A 14,383-nucleotide genomic window follows, 5' to 3' on the forward strand; every position below is an offset into this window, starting at 1 on the left:
CCACCGGGGTGCCCGTCCGCAGCTCCACACCCGCCTCCTCGGACCCGGCCCCCTGCCGCGCCCCCGGAACCGCCCCCGGCCGCGCCCCCCTGCCGCACCCCCCGCCGCGCCTTCGGGACCGCCCGGAATCCGGCGCCGGAGTCCGGCACCCCCTCCTCTGTCGGATCCGCGTGGCACGATGACGCAGGTGAGCCGACCGCTGCTCTACCTCGACGTCGACGGCCCCCTCAACCCGTACGCCGCACAGCCCGAACGCCGCCCGGACGGCTACACCACCCTCCGGGTCACGCTCGACCCCGACCGGTCCGGTCCGTCCGGTCCGTCCGCCCTCGCCGGGCGCACGCTGCGCGTCTGGCTCGCCCCCTGGCACGGCCCGGCCCTGCTCGGCCTCGACTACGAACTGTGCTGGGCCACCACGTGGACGGCCGACGCCAACCGGTGGATCGCCCCGGTCCTGGGCCTGCCCGAGCTGCCGTACGTCGACTTCGGCGACGCCCTGCTGGCAGAACGCCCCGACGGCGTCCACTGGAAGACGGCCGCGCTCGTCGAGCACGCCGCCGGCCGCCCCTTCGCCTGGGTCGACGACGAGCAGAGCGCCCTGGACGGGGAGTACGTCGCCGCGCACCACCCGGGGCCCGCGCTGCTCCACCACGTGAACCCGCGCGTCGGGCTGCTCCCCGAGGACTTCCGGACGCTGGCGCGATGGGCGGCGGGCATACCGGACGAGGAGCGCTGACGCCTCCTCAGCCGGCCGGCTGCCGCTCCGCGAGAGCCTCCCGCAGCCGGCGGTCCAGGTCCGAGCCCGGCGGGGTCAGGTAGGACACCACCGTCCTGTCGTCGTTCGCGATGTGCATCTTGGCGTACTCGAACGTGACCCGGCCGAGCACCGGATGGTCGAGGGTGCGCGGCTGCGGGACGTACGGGGTCAGGTCCTTGCGCCGCCACAGCCGGCCGAAGTCGGCGCTGGCCCGCTCCAGGTCGCGCAGCAGGGCGACGACGTCCGGGTCCAGGATGTGCTCGCCGACCTGGGCGCGGAAGAGGCCGAGGGTGTGGGCCGCCTCCTCCTCCCAGTCCAGGGACATGGCGCGCGCCTCGGGAGAGGTGAAGTGGAGCCACAGGATGTTGCGCCGCTCGGCGGGCAGGGCGGCGAGGTCGCCGAGCAGCAGCTCGCAGCCGGCGTTCCAGGCGAGGACGTCGAAACGGCGGTTGACGACGAAGGAGGGGTTCGGGTCCAGGTGCGCGAGCAGCAGCTCGTACGGCCGGGGTATCCCGGAGGGCGCGGGCGGTCCGGCGGGCCGGTCGGCGGGCGGCATCTCGCCGGCGAGGCGGTAGAGGTGGTCGCGCTCCGCCGTGTCGAGCCCGAGCGCGGGGACGAGGCTGCCCAGCACCTGGCGGGAGACCTTGATCTCGCGGCCCTGCTCCAACCACGTGTACCAGGTGATGCTCAGGCCCGCGAGGGTCGCGACCTCCTCCCGCCGCAGCCCCGGCGTGCGCCGCTGCCCGTAGACCCGCAACCCCGCGTCCTCCGGCTTGCGCCGCTCCCGCCGGCTCCTGATGAACTCCGCGAGCTCGCGCCGCCGTTCGAGATCCCCCACCGCTCCCCCTCCGCGCCTCGCACGGCCCTCCGCGTGGCTGCCGTCGCCCCAGCCTAGGCGTGTGCGGCGGCCCGCCTGCGGGAGAATGACGGACGATGACCGACCTCACGCCCCTCCCCACCCCCGAGGACATCCGCCGACTCCACGAGCGGTACGCCCCCTCGCCGCAGGCCTTCGACGCCGTGCACGGCCACTGCGTCATCGTCTGGCGCATCGCCGAACAGCTCCTGGACGCCCTCGCCGCCCACGGCACGCCTGCCCCCGTCGATCGCGACCTCGTCCGCGCGGGCTGCCTCGTCCACGACATCGGCGTGTACCGCCTCTACGGCGCCGGCGCCGACGGCGGCTTCGACGGCGCCCACTACATCCGCCACGGCCTCCTCGGCCACGAGATCCTCGCCGCCGAGGGACTCCCCGAGGCCCTGTGCCGCTTCTGCTCCCACCACACCGGCGTGGGCCTGACGAAGGACGACATCACCCGCCAGAACCTCCCGCTCCCGCCCGCCGACTACCTGGCGGAGACCCCGGAGGAACGGCTCGTGATGTACGCCGACAAGTTCCACAGCAAGAGCACACCCCCCAAGTTCCTGACGCCCGCCGCCTACACCGCCGCGGTCCGCCGCTTCGGCGAGGCCAAGGCCGACGCCTTCACCCACCTCCGCCACGCCTTCGGCGACCCCGACGTCCGGGCCCTCTCCACCGCCCACGGCCACCGCCTCGTGGACGCTCCCTGACGCGACCGGGGCCGCACCGCCCTCCCCGGCCCGCCGGAAGGTCAGCTCCCCGCGGGTTCGCCGGACCCGGCCCCGGCCTCGTAGGCGGTGAGGACGAGCCTCCCGCCCTCACCGGCCACGACGTCGACGTACAGCTCGCTCTCCTCGTCGAAGCGCAGCGTGAAGACGGGATCGAACTCCATCAGGAGGTCGAACCCCTCCTAATACTCCCCGACCAGGGGCGGCTCCGGGGTGGCCTCACAGCTCCACCCGTCCTCACCCGCACTCACCACGACCCGCACCGGAATCCCGGCCAGACACGTCGACCGGTTGGCCCACCACTCCAGCGTCGCAAGACCCTCGTATCTGTCCACCCCCACATCCCATCACCCCCCCGCCGCCCGGCTCAACGCCGCCAACGGCGCCGCCCCGACGAGGTGGACCGCACACCGCCGAACCCGGCCAGGTGCATGGCGACGAAGAACGCCCCGGCGATCAGCAGGCTGAACGGCGTGAACGCCGCGTCGGTGTGCGTGCTGGTGACATTGAGCAGATAAGCGATGGCGAGAATGACGGCCCCCACGGCTGCCAGCATCGTGTGCCTCCTTGGCAATGAACAGTCAGCGCCGGCGATACGCCGACCCTGACTCGGCCGACCGGACGCCCTTGCCCATCCGGTGCCCCCAAACGACTGTTTGAATCCGCCCCAAGCCCCCGGCGGCGAGCCGCCCGCCCCCGGCATGCTGACCCACGTGAGCAACGACGCGGACCTGCATCCCGGCCCCATACCCGGCTACCACGACGGCCCGTTCGGGCGGCGGCCCGAGCTGCTGGACGAGAGGTTGTTCTGGATGGGGCACCTCTACTCGTGGGGGAACGGTGCACCGGGCCAGACGTTCTTCGGCCCGGGGTACGCCTGGGCGGACCACCGGGCCTATTGGCAGCATGTTTGGCAGCGGGCCGACTGGCCGGTCCTCACCGTTCCGCTCGCCGCGGGACACCGCCTCCATGTGGTCTACCGAACCGTCCCCGAGGATGGAGGTGTCGACTACGTGATGCACCATCCCGGCTGGACCAGGGGCGAACTGCTCGCCCGAGACGACGGGCACTTCATGGGGCCGGGCCTGTCCTGGCCGGACCTGGTCACAGCGGTGGACAACGGCCTGCCCGGAGGCACCACCACCGACCCCCACACCCGCCTGCTGCTCCTCCTCCCCGCCTTCGGCGACGCGGCCGCACCACGAGAGGCAGTCGGCCGACTCGCCGCCGCCCTCCACGCGCGCCTGGGCACGGAGGACGCCGAGCAGCTCGCCGAGGCCATGCTCGACAGCCAGGGTCTGACCGGTCCGGTGCGCTGGACGACAGCCGAGGACGGCACGCGGGTCAACGACGGCAGGTACTCGTACCGCAACCCGGCCAACGCCTTCGCCCTCCCGCCCGACCGCTCGGCTCGGGTAAGCGCCGCCCTGGCACCGCGCGAAGCCCCTGGGGCGTGACCGCGGCAGAACCGTCCGACCACCCCCGTTCGGGGGGCTCCGCCGACCGTCGCCCCGCACACGACGAAGGGCCCCTGAGCAGCGCAAACGCTGGTCAGAGGCCCTTCAACCATGTGGCGGCACGTGGATTCGAACCACGGTAGGCTAAGCCGACGGATTTACAGTCCGCTCCCATTGGCCACTCGGGCATACCGCCATGGGATGCCGCCCCGGACCGGGGCCGCGCGGTGCGCGGGGTCCTTGGCGACGGGGTAAACGATACCTGATGGATGGGGGTGGTTCGCCACCGGGTTGATCAGGGGATCGGGTCGGTGCGGGGGGTGGGGGGCGGTGGCTAGGCTGGTCGCGGACGGTTCGGGGAACGGGCCGTGGACGTGATCGCTGATGGAACACAGTCAAGGAGCCCACTGAAGATGGCCGACTCCAGTTTCGACATCGTCTCGAAGGTCGAGCGGCAGGAGGTCGACAACGCCCTCAACCAGACCGCCAAGGAGATCTCGCAGCGCTACGACTTCAAGAACGTCGGGGCGTCGATCGCGTGGTCGGGCGAGAAGATCCTCATGGAGGCCAACTCCGAGGAGCGCGTCAAGGCGATCCTGGACGTCTTCGAGACCAAGCTGGTCAAGCGGGGGATCTCGCTCAAGGCGCTGGACGCGGGTGAGCCGCAGCTGTCCGGCAAGGAGTACAAGATCTTCGCCTCCATCGAGGAGGGGATCTCGCAGGACAACGCCAAGAAGGTCGCGAAGATCATCCGGGACGAGGGTCCCAAGGGTGTCAAGGCCCAGGTGCAGGGTGACGAGCTGCGGGTCAGCTCGAAGAGCCGGGACGACCTGCAGGCCGTGCAGGCGCTGCTCAAGGGCAAGGACCTGGACTTCGCGCTGCAGTTCGTGAACTACCGCTAGTTCGCCGCTCTAGCGAGTAGCCGGGGGGATCTCGCCCCCCGGCTCCCTCAGAACCTGCTTGATCGCCTCCGGCCACGGCTCCCATCATCCAGCCGTTCAGTGCGGGATACCGTGCACCGTCTTCTGGCCGCTGATCGCCCGACGAGTGCCGCCGACTCCTCTTCAGCCCTTTGATCCCCTTGTTCTCTTCCGCGTCCCACCGGCGCGCCCCGCCAGTTTCTCGCGCTCGGGCACGCTCAGCGTTCCGTCCCCGCCGGCCTTCCCCGCTCGCGACACCCACGTGCTCGGGGTCACCTCGTCGGTCCCGAATTCCTTGGCGACCCGCCCGATCGTCTGGCCGGTCTCGGCGATGATTCGCCCCCGCGGAACTCCGCGTCGAACTTCCGTCTCTTCTCCGTCAGGACTCCTGACTTCCCTTCGGTCATAGCCTCAAAACTTTGAAGGGAAGGACAGGCGGAGGAGTGTCCGTTGCGGGGCTTCCTTCAGAGCTCTGCCCTGTTGGCTTCCCTGGCCCATTTAAGCCATGGCTGAGGCGCGTCAACTGCGATCTCATCTCCAAGGGATTCGCGCAGCAGCGCTCGGAAGAGCGCCTTCTTTTCCTCCATGTCGAGAGAAAAGCGTCGACAGGCGCCCAAGTAGATGCCTGCGATGGACTCCCAGATATCAATCTCGGAATCACGCTCACTGACAATATCGCGACGGAAGTCCGTCACCATCTCCTGCCAGTCTTGCGGGAATACCTCGAACAAGGCCTCACGGATCAGGTAAAGCCGCCTGATCTGACTGGAAAATAGAGGCGGACCCGGAGGCGACGGAACCAACTCGGAGGGGGCCGCGTGAATGGTTTCCAGTGCGGCCCTGCGCTTAAGCTCACGGAAAACCTCTGGCCTCACGACTTCCAGGACCGCAAATGCGGCGGTCCGTGCGGAACCATTGGCCTGAACAGCGAACTTGTCCGCCAGATGCGGGCTAAAGCTGATGATGTCTTCGCGATCGACGTCAAGCCAGACAGGCAGGATACGCTTAGAGCCATCTCCCTCCAGCGCAACGAGGCTGCGGTACTCGTACTCGGTCCACGGCTTCTTGAGGAATGCAGGGCTGAGTACAACCAGCCCGTACTTCGCATCGCGCAGCCCGCGATCGATCGAGGCAGACAGGCTGTCACCGATGCGCAGGGAGTGCTCGTCGTACCAGATCGCGAGACCGAGCTCGCGCAACATACCGGCGAGCGGTCGAACAAATGCCTCTTTGTCCTCAGAGGCGTGGGAGATGAAGAGATCGTACGCCGCGCCACCCATGGGGTCCCCTCCCTCGACAATGACACTAATCGTCAGAGTGACACTAAGTGTACATCAGGCGTCGGCCCGGCACAGTACGATGCCGACACCTGGGCTAGCCGCTCAGATCTCACGCATGGAGGTGGGGCCCGATGGCCAGCGGCAGCTACGACCTCTTCGTTTGCTACTCCTCGGCCGACCGGCTGCAAGTCGTACGGATTGCCGAGCTGATGCGGCGGCAGGGCCTCCGCGTGTGGCTGGACGACTGGGAGCTGAAACCCGGCGACTCGATCATCAAACATGTCGAAAGCGGAATTCAGCGCTCCCGATTCATGCTGGCGATCGTTTCAGAGAACTCAATGAAGTCGCATTGGGTACAACACGAGTTGTCCGCCAGCCTGTTCATCGAGGCCAGCCGAGGCTCAGTCGAGGTCATTGCCGCAGTCGTGGGTGGCGCGGGCTTCGAAGACCTCCCCCAGGAACTGCGCCGGAAACATTGCCTCGACATGAGGAGCGCTTCTGGCGAGGCCGAGTCCGTATCGAGGCTGGTAGACCTCATTCGGCCCGAGTTGCGCAAGGCCAGGGAGCTAAAGGAGAGTTTGAGGAACCCTCAGGACAATGATGCCGAGACGATTTCCCTCTTGAGTCGCCACTCCAGTGAATACGGTGACCAATCGATTCAGATCGCAGCCCTTCGCGGACTCTCCAAGCTGTCCGGAAATGCCGCCGTTCTGGAGATCGCCAGGCGCTCCCTGGACACCTTCGGCATGAAGGTAATCGAGACAACCCTGCAGATCCTAGGCAAGCGTGCCGACGACGGGGGCCTATTTGCCCTCGCCGGCTCACTCCTGAGGGATTATAGATTCTTCGACAAAAAAATCTCGGTCATGGAGAAGGCGATCGGCGGCGAACTCTCCCCAAAACTCGTTTGGGGCGCTTCAGCCAGAGGGTTCGACGCCGCAGTCACAGGTAGGGCGGAGGAGCTGCAACGGCAGCACAGCGTGCTCTCAGTCCTCATCGAATCTGAGATCGCCGACATCAGGCACGGCGCAGTGATTGCCCTGTCGACTGCACGAATTCACCCCTGGATGACCTCGATGGTTACCTTGCCGGATAATACCAAGCGACTAGAATCCGAGAAGTATGCAAGCGTCCGTCTTCCTGGTTTCTTGGGGATCCTGGACGAAAACTCGCGATCGAAATTCGCCCTCCCGATCTGATGATGCGAGCGAAGGGGTGTATGGCGAAGCATGCCAAGCTACGGAGATCGCGTACGGTGCCGAAGAGTGGTGCATGCCTCCATGGCCCTGCCACAGGCCAGCCCACGCCACCCGGCAGGAGTACGAGCGACTCCGGAGCCGCCTGGCCAGAACCAGCAGCGCCAGGGCACTCTCAGGGCACTCGGCTGGCGAAAGTGACGCTGACCTGCGAAAACAAGTCGGGCAAGTTCTCGCAGGCCAACGTCCCAACAACAAGGTTCCGCAGGTCAGGCCGACGCACTTGCAGTTCGTGAACTACCGCTAGGACGTGCCGGCAGGCGCCGGGTGAGCCCGGCGCCCCCGTTCGGCGGTGGGCGGCGCGCGGCTCAGGAGTCCTTCGCGGTGCGCCACTCGTGGTGGTATTCCTCGAAGATGCGGTGCAGGCCGTGGCCGATCTTGAGGTAGTCGAGGTCGTCGAGGTTGGCCAGCGAGGCGCGCACCGACCATTCGGGGCCGTCGAAGCCGCCGCCGTTGAGGAGGACGACTCCGGTCTGGGCGGCGAGCCGGAAGAGCGGGTCCACCGGTTCGTAGGTGGCGGTCAGGTAGTCCGCGAAGGGCTTGCCGTACACCCGCTCGGCCTCGGCGAGCAGGTCGAGTTCGACGTAGTACGCGGCCCGGTCCGGGTCCTGCGCGATCTTCATGCCGGCGCCCTCCACCAGCAGGTCGAGGCGGCGGTGGACGATGGTGCGCAGCTGCTTCTTGTAGGCCTGGCCCTCGGGGAGCATCGCGAAGAGCGAGAAGAGGGTCGTCATCGCCTGCTGCGGGGTGGACAGGCCCGCGGTGTGGTTGAGGGCGACCTGCCGGGAGTCGGCGACGAGCCGGTCGATGAAGCGCAGGCCGGGGACGTCCAGGGTGATGGAGCCGTAGCGGCGGGCGAGGCGGTCGCGTTCGGCGTCGGGGAGCGCGGCGATCATGTCGTCGATGACGTTGTCGTCGCTCAGCCCGATCACGCCGAGCCGCCAGCCGGTGGCGCCGTAGTGCTTGGAGTACGAGTAGACCAGCAGGGTGTTGCGGGGCAGGTCGGCGGCGAGTGAGCGGAAGCCCTCGACGAAGGTGCCGTAGACGTCGTCGGTGACCACGACCAGGTTCGGGTTCTGCTCGGCGACGATCGAGGTGATCTGGTCGGCGACCCGGCGGCTGAGCGCCAGCGAGGGCGGGTTGGACGGGTTGACGAGGCAAAGCAGCTTGATCGAGGGGTCGGCGAGCTTGGCGACCTCCGACTCCGGGTAGCGCCATTCGCGGACGCCTTTGCCCGCCATGAGGTCCGCGTTCACGTAGACGACGTCGAAGCCGTACGTGTCGAGCTGCGGGATCTCCAGGTACGGGGTGAAGACCGGCACCATGAGGGCGATCCGGTCGCCCTTGTGCAGGATGCCGTTCTGCACGAGGGAGTCGAAGACGTAGCACATGGCGGCGGTGCCGCCCTCGGTCGGGAAGAGCGAGAGGCCGGCGGACGGCAGTTCGCCGCCGTAGACCTCGCTGCGCAGGTAGGCGCGCACCACCTCTTCGGTGCCGGCCAGGGAGCGGTCCGGCACGGGGTAGTTGTCGCCGGTCACGGCGTCGGTCAGTTCGTGGAGGAAGTCCTCGCGGTCCAGGCCGAGTTCGCCGGTGGCGTGGTCGACGCAGTCGGCGAGCAGCAGGGTGCCGGGCAGTTCCGGGTGCTCGCGCAGCCAGCGGTCGAAGCGGGCGCCGACGCCGGGCTTCTCGGGCATGCCGCCGAGGTCGTCGCCGTGCCAGACGCGGCGCGACTCGGTGAGGGCGAAGTAGCCGAGCGCGTAGAAGGCCTCGCGGGGGCTGGTCGCGATCCAGTTGGGGTTGCCGCGCCCGGCGTTGAGCATCTGGACGGAGCTGGTGTCCTTGTGGCCGGGCTGGTCGCCCTGGGCCTGCTGGGCGATGTCGATGAAGACGTTCTTGAGCTCGAACGGGGAGAGCTGCGCGTACCGCTTGATCTCGTCACGGGTGAAGCTGCGTGCGGGCATCGGGGGCGGCCTTCCGTGGGTCGCGGGGCGGGACGGGGCGGGGCGGGGGACGGGGGGCCGGGTCAGGAGCCCAGGATGCCGACCAGGACGGGGCCGGTCAGCGGGAGCAGGAAGTTGGAGAGGGCGTAGGTGATCGTGTAGCCGAGCATCGGTACGGAGGAGTCGGCGACCTGGGTGACCGCGGTGATGGCCGGGGTCGAGCACTGCTGGCCGGCGATCGCGCCGATCAGCAGCGGCTTCTCGATCTTCAGCAGCTTCAGGCCGACGAACAGGGAGATCGTCGCGGGCACCAGCACCATGGCGACACCCGCGCAGGGCAGCAGGGCGCCGTACTTCTTGATCAGCGGCCAGGCCTGCGGGCCGGAGGTCAGTCCGGTGCAGGCGATGAAGACCGCGAGGCCCATGTCCTTGATGGTGGCCGCGGCCTGCGGCGGGAAGGCGCCGAAGGTCTGGGTGCGGGAGCGGAACCAGCCGAAGACCAGGCCGGAGACGAGGCAGCCGCCGCCGGTGCCGAGCGACAGCGGGGCCGAGCCGATCTTGATCTCGACCTGGCCGAGGAGCGAGCCGAGGGCGATGCCGAGGCCCAGGTAGATGAAGTCGGTGGTGTCGTTCTTGACGACCTGGCCGAGCTTGCCGACGAGTGTCTTCAGCCCGGAGCGCAGTCCGATGAGGCGCAGGACGTCGCCCTGGTGCACCACGGTCTCGCCGGAGGCGGGAATCGCGTTGCCGGCCCGGACGACCTCGGTGACGTAGACGCCGCTGCGGTAGAACTCGGGATTGTCCTGCTCCAGTTCGTCGATCGACTTGCCGTCGTTCTCCTTGCGGGTGACGGACACCTGCTCGGTGGCGAGCGGGGTGTCCATGCCAGGGACGGTGGGCACCTCGGGGCCGATCTGGTGGCCGACGTCGATGACGTCCTCGCGGCGGCCGACGAGCAGCAGGACGTCACCGGTGGCGGCGACGTAGTCGTCGGGGATCGGGGTGCTGACCTTGCCGTCCCGGCGCAGGGTCTCGACGCTGACCCGCTCGCTCAGCCCGCGCAGGTGGGTGAGGCTCTCGCCGGAGGACTGAGCCACCAGGTAGGTGCGGCCGACGACGCCGGGCAGGCCCTGCCGTTCGTCGGACTCCAGGTCGCCCTTGGCGCGGCTGCGCTGCCACAGCTTGCGGGAGGCGTCGGCGAGGTTGATCCGCATGATCATCGGCATGATCTGGCTGGCGTAGAGCACGATCGTGATCAGGCCGAAGAGGTAGCAGACGGTGTAGGCGGTCGCCACGTTGCCCTGGTAGTGGGTGACCTGGGCGGGTGTCAGGCCGGAGAGCTTGCCGATGGACTCGGTGGCGGTGCCGACGACCGCGGATTCGGTGGCCGCGCCCGCGAGGATGCCGGAGGCCGTGCCGACGTCGAGGTCGAACCACTTGGCCAGCAGCAGCGCGATGGCCAGGACGCACACCAGCTCGATCGCGCACAGCGCGAAGAAGCGCAGGCTCTTGCGGTTGAGGTTGCGGAAGAACTGGGGTCCGGCCATGTAGCCGAGCGCGAAGATGAACAGCGCGAAGAAGACCGTCTTGACGTCGTCGGCGACGGTCGCCTTGGTCCAGGCGCCGAAGAGCAGCGAGACGATGAGGGTGCCGCAGATGCCGCCCAGGGTGATGGGGCCGATCCGGCCCTTCCCGACGAGGTAGCCCAGCGACAGGCTGAGGAAAAGGACCAGTTCGGGATGGTCCTTGAAGACGCCCATGCCCGCTCAGCCCCCGGCCACGGGGGGTTCGGCCGCCGCCGGTGGCAGTTCGGCCACGGCCGGGAGCAGTTCGGCCGTCACCAGGACGGTGAAATATCGGTGCATGAGCCGAAAATAGGTGCATAACGGAAAGCGCGGGCGTACGGCACGCCGAACGTGCCGTACGCCCGCGCCTCCGCCGTTCCGCGGCTACGGGGCCGCCGCTACTGCGCCTGGAGCTCGCGGACGACCTTCAGCGCGTCGTCGATGTGCCCGCCGATGTTCGTCATCGACGAGAACGTGTGCCGGATGACGCCCTCCTTGTCGATGACGAAGGTGATCCGGCCCGGCAGCAGGCCGAGCGCCGAGGCCCCGTACAGCTTGCGCACCTCGCGGCCGCGGTCGGACAGCAGGACGAACGGCAGCTCGTGGCGCCCGGCGAAGCCCTCGTGGGTGGCGACGGAGTCCGAACTGACGCCGACCACCTCGGCGCCCGAGGCGACGAAGCTCTCGTAGCTGTCGCGGAAGCTGCACGCCTCGGCGGTGCAGCCGCGCGTGTTGTCCTTGGGGTAGAAGTACAGCACCACGACCTTCTCGCCCAGGATGCCGCTGAGCGTCACCTGCTTCCCCGCCTGATCGGGAAGCGTGAAGTCCGGTGCCTTGTCGCCGACCTGCAGGGTGCCCATGGCCATCTCCTCGACTTCTCGGCCGCGTTGGCGTCTCCGGCGATCGTACGGCGCCGGGCCGCGCGCGGTCCGACCGCAGGCCCCGCGCCGCGCGCCCCGCACCGCGCCGCGCGCAACGGTCTACGCCGCCGGGTCGTGCCCCTCGACGAGGGCCGTCAGCAGCCGGGCCAGCTCCGCCCGCCCGTCGGCTCCCAGCGTCGCGCCCAGCTCCGCCTCCGCGGCCTCCACGATCTCGCGGGCGGCGCGCAGCGCGCGGTGGCCCTCGTCGGTGATGCGCAGGGCGTAGCGGCGGCGGTCGGCGGGGTCGCGCTCGCGGACGACGTGGCCCGCGCTCTCCAGGTCGTCGACGACGGCCAGCACGGCCTGCTCGCTGATCGCCAGCCGCCGGGCGAGCTGCTGCTGCGAGCAGGCCGCGTCGGCGAGCACGGTCAGGGCGCCGAAGTGGCGGGCCTGCAGGCCGCTGTCGGCGAGGGCGGCCTCTATGCGGTGCCGGGTGAGGTGGTGGGCCTGGGCGATCAGCGCGCCGGTGCGGCGGGCGCCGCCCGGGGTCGGGGCGGGGCGGGACAGCAGCGCGGTGAGCAGGACACCGAGCCGGTCGCGTTCGGCGCCGGTCAGGCCCGTGGTGAGCCGGGCGTCGGCGGCGGAAATGGCCGGATCCATCGCCTGGAGGGCGGCGCGGCCCTCGCCGGTGAGGCCCAGGACGTAGGAGCGGCGGTCGTCGGGGTTGCGGGTGCGTATGACCTGTCCGGCGGCCTCGAAGCGGTCGATGAGCTTGACCATGGTGGTGCGGTTGATGCCGAGCCGGTCGCCGAGATCCTGCTGGGAGTAGGCGGCACCGGGCTCGCCGATGGTGTCGAGGACCTGGAAGTCGCGGGCGCTGCACGCGCCGTCCGCGGTCTCGTCGCAGTCGCGCGCGGAGGCGTTGGCGAGGGCGTGGGCCCGGCGCAGCAGGTACGCGGTGTAGCGGGCGAGCCCCGGGGGCAACGCCGTGGCCGCGGTCCCGCCGCCGAGCGCGTCACCCTTGACCACCGTGCACCTCCGCCCGCGAGACTAGCAAAGCGCAGCCGTCTGACCAGCGCCCCTGCGGGTCACACTGTGGTGACGGCACCTGCCGGGCGACCCGCCGGGCGCCGCCGCGCGCCGCCCGCGCAGCCCCGCGCGACCGTCGGGAACCGGCCATCCCAGCCGTCACGGACCGCACCGTATCGGGCCGCTTCCGTTTCCCTCTGTCAGTGCGCGGCCCGATACTGGACGCAGTGGGCGCATGGAGCCGTTCGGACCTGGAAAGGTGCAGGCCATGAGTGTGTTGCGACTCGTACTCAACGTGATCTGGCTGGTCTTCTGCGGGCTGTGGATGGCGCTGGCCTACGTCCTGGCGGCGCTGATCTGCTTCGTCCTCATCGTGACGATCCCGTTCGGCATCGCCTCGCTGCGGATAGCGGGATATGTGCTGTGGCCCTTCGGGCGGACGACGGTGGAGCGGCCGGACGCCGGGGCGCCGTCCTGCGTGGGGAACGTGGTCTGGCTGGTCTTCGCGGGCTGGTGGCTGGCGCTGGGGCACCTGCTCACCAGCATCCCGCTCTTCGTGTCGATCGTCGGCATCCCGTTCGGCTGGGCGAACCTGAAGCTCATCCCCGTCTCGCTGATGCCGCTGGGCCGCGAGATCGTGCCGTCGGACGAGGGCGCCTTCGCGTACCCGCGCTGAGCGCCCGGCCCCGGGCCCGTATCCGAGCCCGGACTCGGACCTAGGCCCGGCCTGAAGGGCTCAGCGGCGGCCGGCCATCTCCTCCAGGCGGGAGATGCGCTCGGCCATGGGCGGGTGGGTGGAGAAGAGCTTCGACGCGTCGCCGGGCCGGAAGGGGTTGGCGATCATCATGTGGCTCGCCGTCTCCAGCCGGGGCTCGGGCGGCAGCGGCAGCTGCTTGGTGCCCGCGTCGAGCTTGCGCAGCGCCGAGGCGAGCGCGAGCGGGTCGCCGGTGAGGCGGGCGCCGGACGCGTCGGCCTCGTACTCCCGGGAGCGGGAGACGGCGAGCTGGATGAGGGACGCGGCGAGCGGGCCGAGGATCATCATCAGCAGCATGCCGAGGATGCCGGGGCCGTCGTCGTCGTCCGAGCGGCCGACGGGGATCAGCCACGCGAAGTTGACCAGGAACATCACCACGGAGGCGAGCGCGCCGGCGATCGACGAGATGAGGATGTCGCGGTTGTAGACGTGGCTCAGCTCGTGGCCGATGACCCCGCGCAGCTCGCGCTCGTCGAGGATGCGCATGATGCCGTCGGTGCAGCACACCGCGGCGTTTCGCGGGTTGCGGCCGGTGGCGAACGCGTTGGGCGCCTCCGTCGGCGAGATGTAGAGGCGCGGCATGGGCTGCCGGGCCGCCGTCGACAGCTCGCGCACGATCCGGTAGAGCGCGGGCGCCTCGATCTCGCTGACCGGCCGGGCGCGCATCGCGCGCAGCGCCAGCTTGTCGCTGTTCCAGTACGCGTACGCGTTCGTACCCAGGGCGATGACGAGCGCCACGATGAGCCCGGTGCGGCCGAAGAAGCTGCCGATGACCAGGATGAGTGCGGACAGGCCACCGAGGAGTACGGCGGTCTTCAACCCGTTGTGCCGGCGGTGCACGTGCGCCCTCCACATTCTGCGGTGTGTGCCCCGGGGGACCTCCCCCTAAGGAAAACCTCCTGCCCTGCTCAACGCCACCCGGCGGGAGCTAGTTCCCTTGTGCGTTCCGGCACACACGCGCGGTGGCCGCCGGGA

At 69.5% G+C, this 14,383-nt stretch carries 15 protein-coding genes and 1 tRNA gene; 6 read left to right on the forward strand and 10 right to left on the reverse strand.

Annotation, left to right across the window (positions count from 1 at the left end):
* Positions 1–187: 187 nt before the first annotated feature.
* Positions 188–736 carry a hypothetical protein gene (locus ACWERV_RS17985; RefSeq protein WP_452933876.1) on the forward strand — a complete coding sequence of 183 codons (549 nt, stop codon included), beginning with the start codon at positions 188–190 and terminating at the stop codon, positions 734–736.
* Between the two features lie 7 nt (positions 737–743).
* On the opposite strand, the gene ACWERV_RS17990 is transcribed toward ACWERV_RS17985, so the two are convergent.
* A complete protein-coding gene (locus ACWERV_RS17990; RefSeq protein ID WP_452933878.1) occupies positions 744–1,595 on the reverse strand; it encodes a helix-turn-helix transcriptional regulator in 852 nt (283 codons plus the stop codon).
* Between the two features lie 95 nt (positions 1,596–1,690).
* Here ACWERV_RS17990 and ACWERV_RS17995 point away from each other — a divergent pair, with 95 nt between their 5' ends.
* Positions 1,691–2,329 carry an HD domain-containing protein gene (locus tag ACWERV_RS17995; protein WP_452933880.1) on the forward strand — a complete coding sequence of 213 codons (639 nt, stop codon included), beginning with the start codon at positions 1,691–1,693 and terminating at the stop codon, positions 2,327–2,329.
* Positions 2,330–2,370: 41 nt separating this feature from the next.
* Here ACWERV_RS17995 and ACWERV_RS18000 read toward each other — a convergent pair whose 3' ends face one another.
* Together ACWERV_RS18000 and ACWERV_RS18005 are read right to left on the reverse strand one after the other, a co-directional pair.
* The gene (locus tag ACWERV_RS18000; RefSeq protein WP_452933883.1) at positions 2,371–2,511 is read right to left on the reverse strand and encodes a hypothetical protein; all 141 of its coding nucleotides are present in this window, start codon (positions 2,509–2,511) and stop codon (positions 2,371–2,373) included.
* 203 nt (positions 2,512–2,714) lie between these two features.
* Positions 2,715–2,903 carry a hypothetical protein gene (locus ACWERV_RS18005; RefSeq protein ID WP_452933886.1) on the reverse strand — a complete coding sequence of 63 codons (189 nt, stop codon included), beginning with the start codon at positions 2,901–2,903 and terminating at the stop codon, positions 2,715–2,717.
* Positions 2,904–3,060: 157 nt separating this feature from the next.
* Here ACWERV_RS18005 and ACWERV_RS18010 point away from each other — a divergent pair, with 157 nt between their 5' ends.
* Positions 3,061–3,804, forward strand: coding sequence for a hypothetical protein (locus tag ACWERV_RS18010; protein ID WP_452933889.1), 744 nt, complete (start codon positions 3,061–3,063; stop codon positions 3,802–3,804).
* 114 nt (positions 3,805–3,918) lie between these two features.
* Here ACWERV_RS18010 and ACWERV_RS18015 read toward each other — a convergent pair.
* Positions 3,919–4,000: transfer RNA gene (locus ACWERV_RS18015), tRNA-Tyr, on the reverse strand.
* A gap of 217 nt (positions 4,001–4,217) precedes the next feature.
* Between ACWERV_RS18015 and ACWERV_RS18020 the strand changes: the two genes are divergently transcribed.
* Positions 4,218–4,706, forward strand: a complete 489-nt coding sequence (locus tag ACWERV_RS18020) for a YajQ family cyclic di-GMP-binding protein (protein WP_398185547.1) — start codon at positions 4,218–4,220, stop codon at positions 4,704–4,706.
* A gap of 482 nt (positions 4,707–5,188) precedes the next feature.
* Here the strand turns inward: ACWERV_RS18020 and ACWERV_RS18025 are convergent, their stop codons facing one another.
* Positions 5,189–6,004, reverse strand: a complete 816-nt coding sequence (locus ACWERV_RS18025; protein ID WP_452933892.1) for a toll/interleukin-1 receptor domain-containing protein — start codon at positions 6,002–6,004, stop codon at positions 5,189–5,191.
* 131 nt (positions 6,005–6,135) lie between these two features.
* Here ACWERV_RS18025 and ACWERV_RS18030 point away from each other — a divergent pair, with 131 nt between their 5' ends.
* Positions 6,136–7,203 (forward strand): toll/interleukin-1 receptor domain-containing protein, encoded by a 1,068-nt coding sequence (locus ACWERV_RS18030; protein ID WP_452933894.1) that lies wholly within the window; start codon positions 6,136–6,138, stop codon positions 7,201–7,203.
* A 365-nt stretch (positions 7,204–7,568) separates the two neighbouring features.
* Here the strand turns inward: ACWERV_RS18030 and ACWERV_RS18035 are convergent, their stop codons facing one another.
* The 4 genes from ACWERV_RS18035 to ACWERV_RS18050 all read right to left on the reverse strand — a co-directional run bounded on the left by ACWERV_RS18035 (position 7,569) and on the right by ACWERV_RS18050 (position 12,654).
* Positions 7,569–9,221, reverse strand: coding sequence for a bifunctional aspartate transaminase/aspartate 4-decarboxylase (locus ACWERV_RS18035; RefSeq protein ID WP_452933897.1), 1,653 nt, complete (start codon positions 9,219–9,221; stop codon positions 7,569–7,571).
* A 62-nt stretch (positions 9,222–9,283) separates the two neighbouring features.
* On the reverse strand, positions 9,284–10,960 hold the full coding sequence (gene aspT / locus ACWERV_RS18040; RefSeq protein WP_452933900.1) for an aspartate-alanine antiporter: 1,677 nt from the start codon (positions 10,958–10,960) through the stop codon (positions 9,284–9,286).
* A gap of 203 nt (positions 10,961–11,163) precedes the next feature.
* The gene (locus tag ACWERV_RS18045) at positions 11,164–11,625 is read right to left on the reverse strand and encodes a peroxiredoxin (protein ID WP_452933903.1); all 462 of its coding nucleotides are present in this window, start codon (positions 11,623–11,625) and stop codon (positions 11,164–11,166) included.
* 120 nt (positions 11,626–11,745) lie between these two features.
* The gene (locus ACWERV_RS18050) at positions 11,746–12,654 is read right to left on the reverse strand and encodes a MarR family winged helix-turn-helix transcriptional regulator (RefSeq protein WP_452933906.1); all 909 of its coding nucleotides are present in this window, start codon (positions 12,652–12,654) and stop codon (positions 11,746–11,748) included.
* Between the two features lie 268 nt (positions 12,655–12,922).
* Here ACWERV_RS18050 and ACWERV_RS18055 point away from each other — a divergent pair, with 268 nt between their 5' ends.
* Entirely contained in the window at positions 12,923–13,330 is a 408-nt protein-coding gene (locus ACWERV_RS18055; RefSeq protein WP_398185561.1) for a YccF domain-containing protein, read from the forward strand.
* 60 nt (positions 13,331–13,390) lie between these two features.
* Here ACWERV_RS18055 and htpX read toward each other — a convergent pair whose 3' ends face one another.
* Complete coding sequence (gene htpX / locus ACWERV_RS18060) at positions 13,391–14,248, reverse strand: zinc metalloprotease HtpX (RefSeq protein WP_398185564.1); 858 nt, start codon at positions 14,246–14,248, stop codon at positions 13,391–13,393.
* Between the last annotated feature and the right edge of the window lie 135 nt (positions 14,249–14,383).

It is taken from the genome of Streptomyces sp. NPDC004031, assembly GCF_053604375.1.

Bases quoted from the DNA above. Each gene is read 5' to 3' on its own strand.
- ACWERV_RS17995 (WP_452933880.1), top strand. From the start codon at position 1,691: ATGACCGACCTCACGCCCCTCCCCACCCCCGAGGACATCCGCCGACTC.
- ACWERV_RS18000 (WP_452933883.1), bottom strand. From the start codon at position 2,511: ATGGAGTTCGATCCCGTCTTCACGCTGCGCTTCGACGAGGAGAGCGAG.
- ACWERV_RS18005 (WP_452933886.1), bottom strand. From the start codon at position 2,903: ATGCTGGCAGCCGTGGGGGCCGTCATTCTCGCCATCGCTTATCTGCTC.
- ACWERV_RS18020 (WP_398185547.1), top strand. From the start codon at position 4,218: ATGGCCGACTCCAGTTTCGACATCGTCTCGAAGGTCGAGCGGCAGGAG.
- ACWERV_RS18025 (WP_452933892.1), bottom strand. From the start codon at position 6,004: ATGGGTGGCGCGGCGTACGATCTCTTCATCTCCCACGCCTCTGAGGAC.
- ACWERV_RS18030 (WP_452933894.1), top strand. From the start codon at position 6,136: ATGGCCAGCGGCAGCTACGACCTCTTCGTTTGCTACTCCTCGGCCGAC.
- ACWERV_RS18035 (WP_452933897.1), bottom strand. From the start codon at position 9,221: ATGCCCGCACGCAGCTTCACCCGTGACGAGATCAAGCGGTACGCGCAG.
- aspT (WP_452933900.1), bottom strand. From the start codon at position 10,960: ATGGGCGTCTTCAAGGACCATCCCGAACTGGTCCTTTTCCTCAGCCTG.
- ACWERV_RS18045 (WP_452933903.1), bottom strand. From the start codon at position 11,625: ATGGGCACCCTGCAGGTCGGCGACAAGGCACCGGACTTCACGCTTCCC.
- ACWERV_RS18055 (WP_398185561.1), top strand. From the start codon at position 12,923: ATGAGTGTGTTGCGACTCGTACTCAACGTGATCTGGCTGGTCTTCTGC.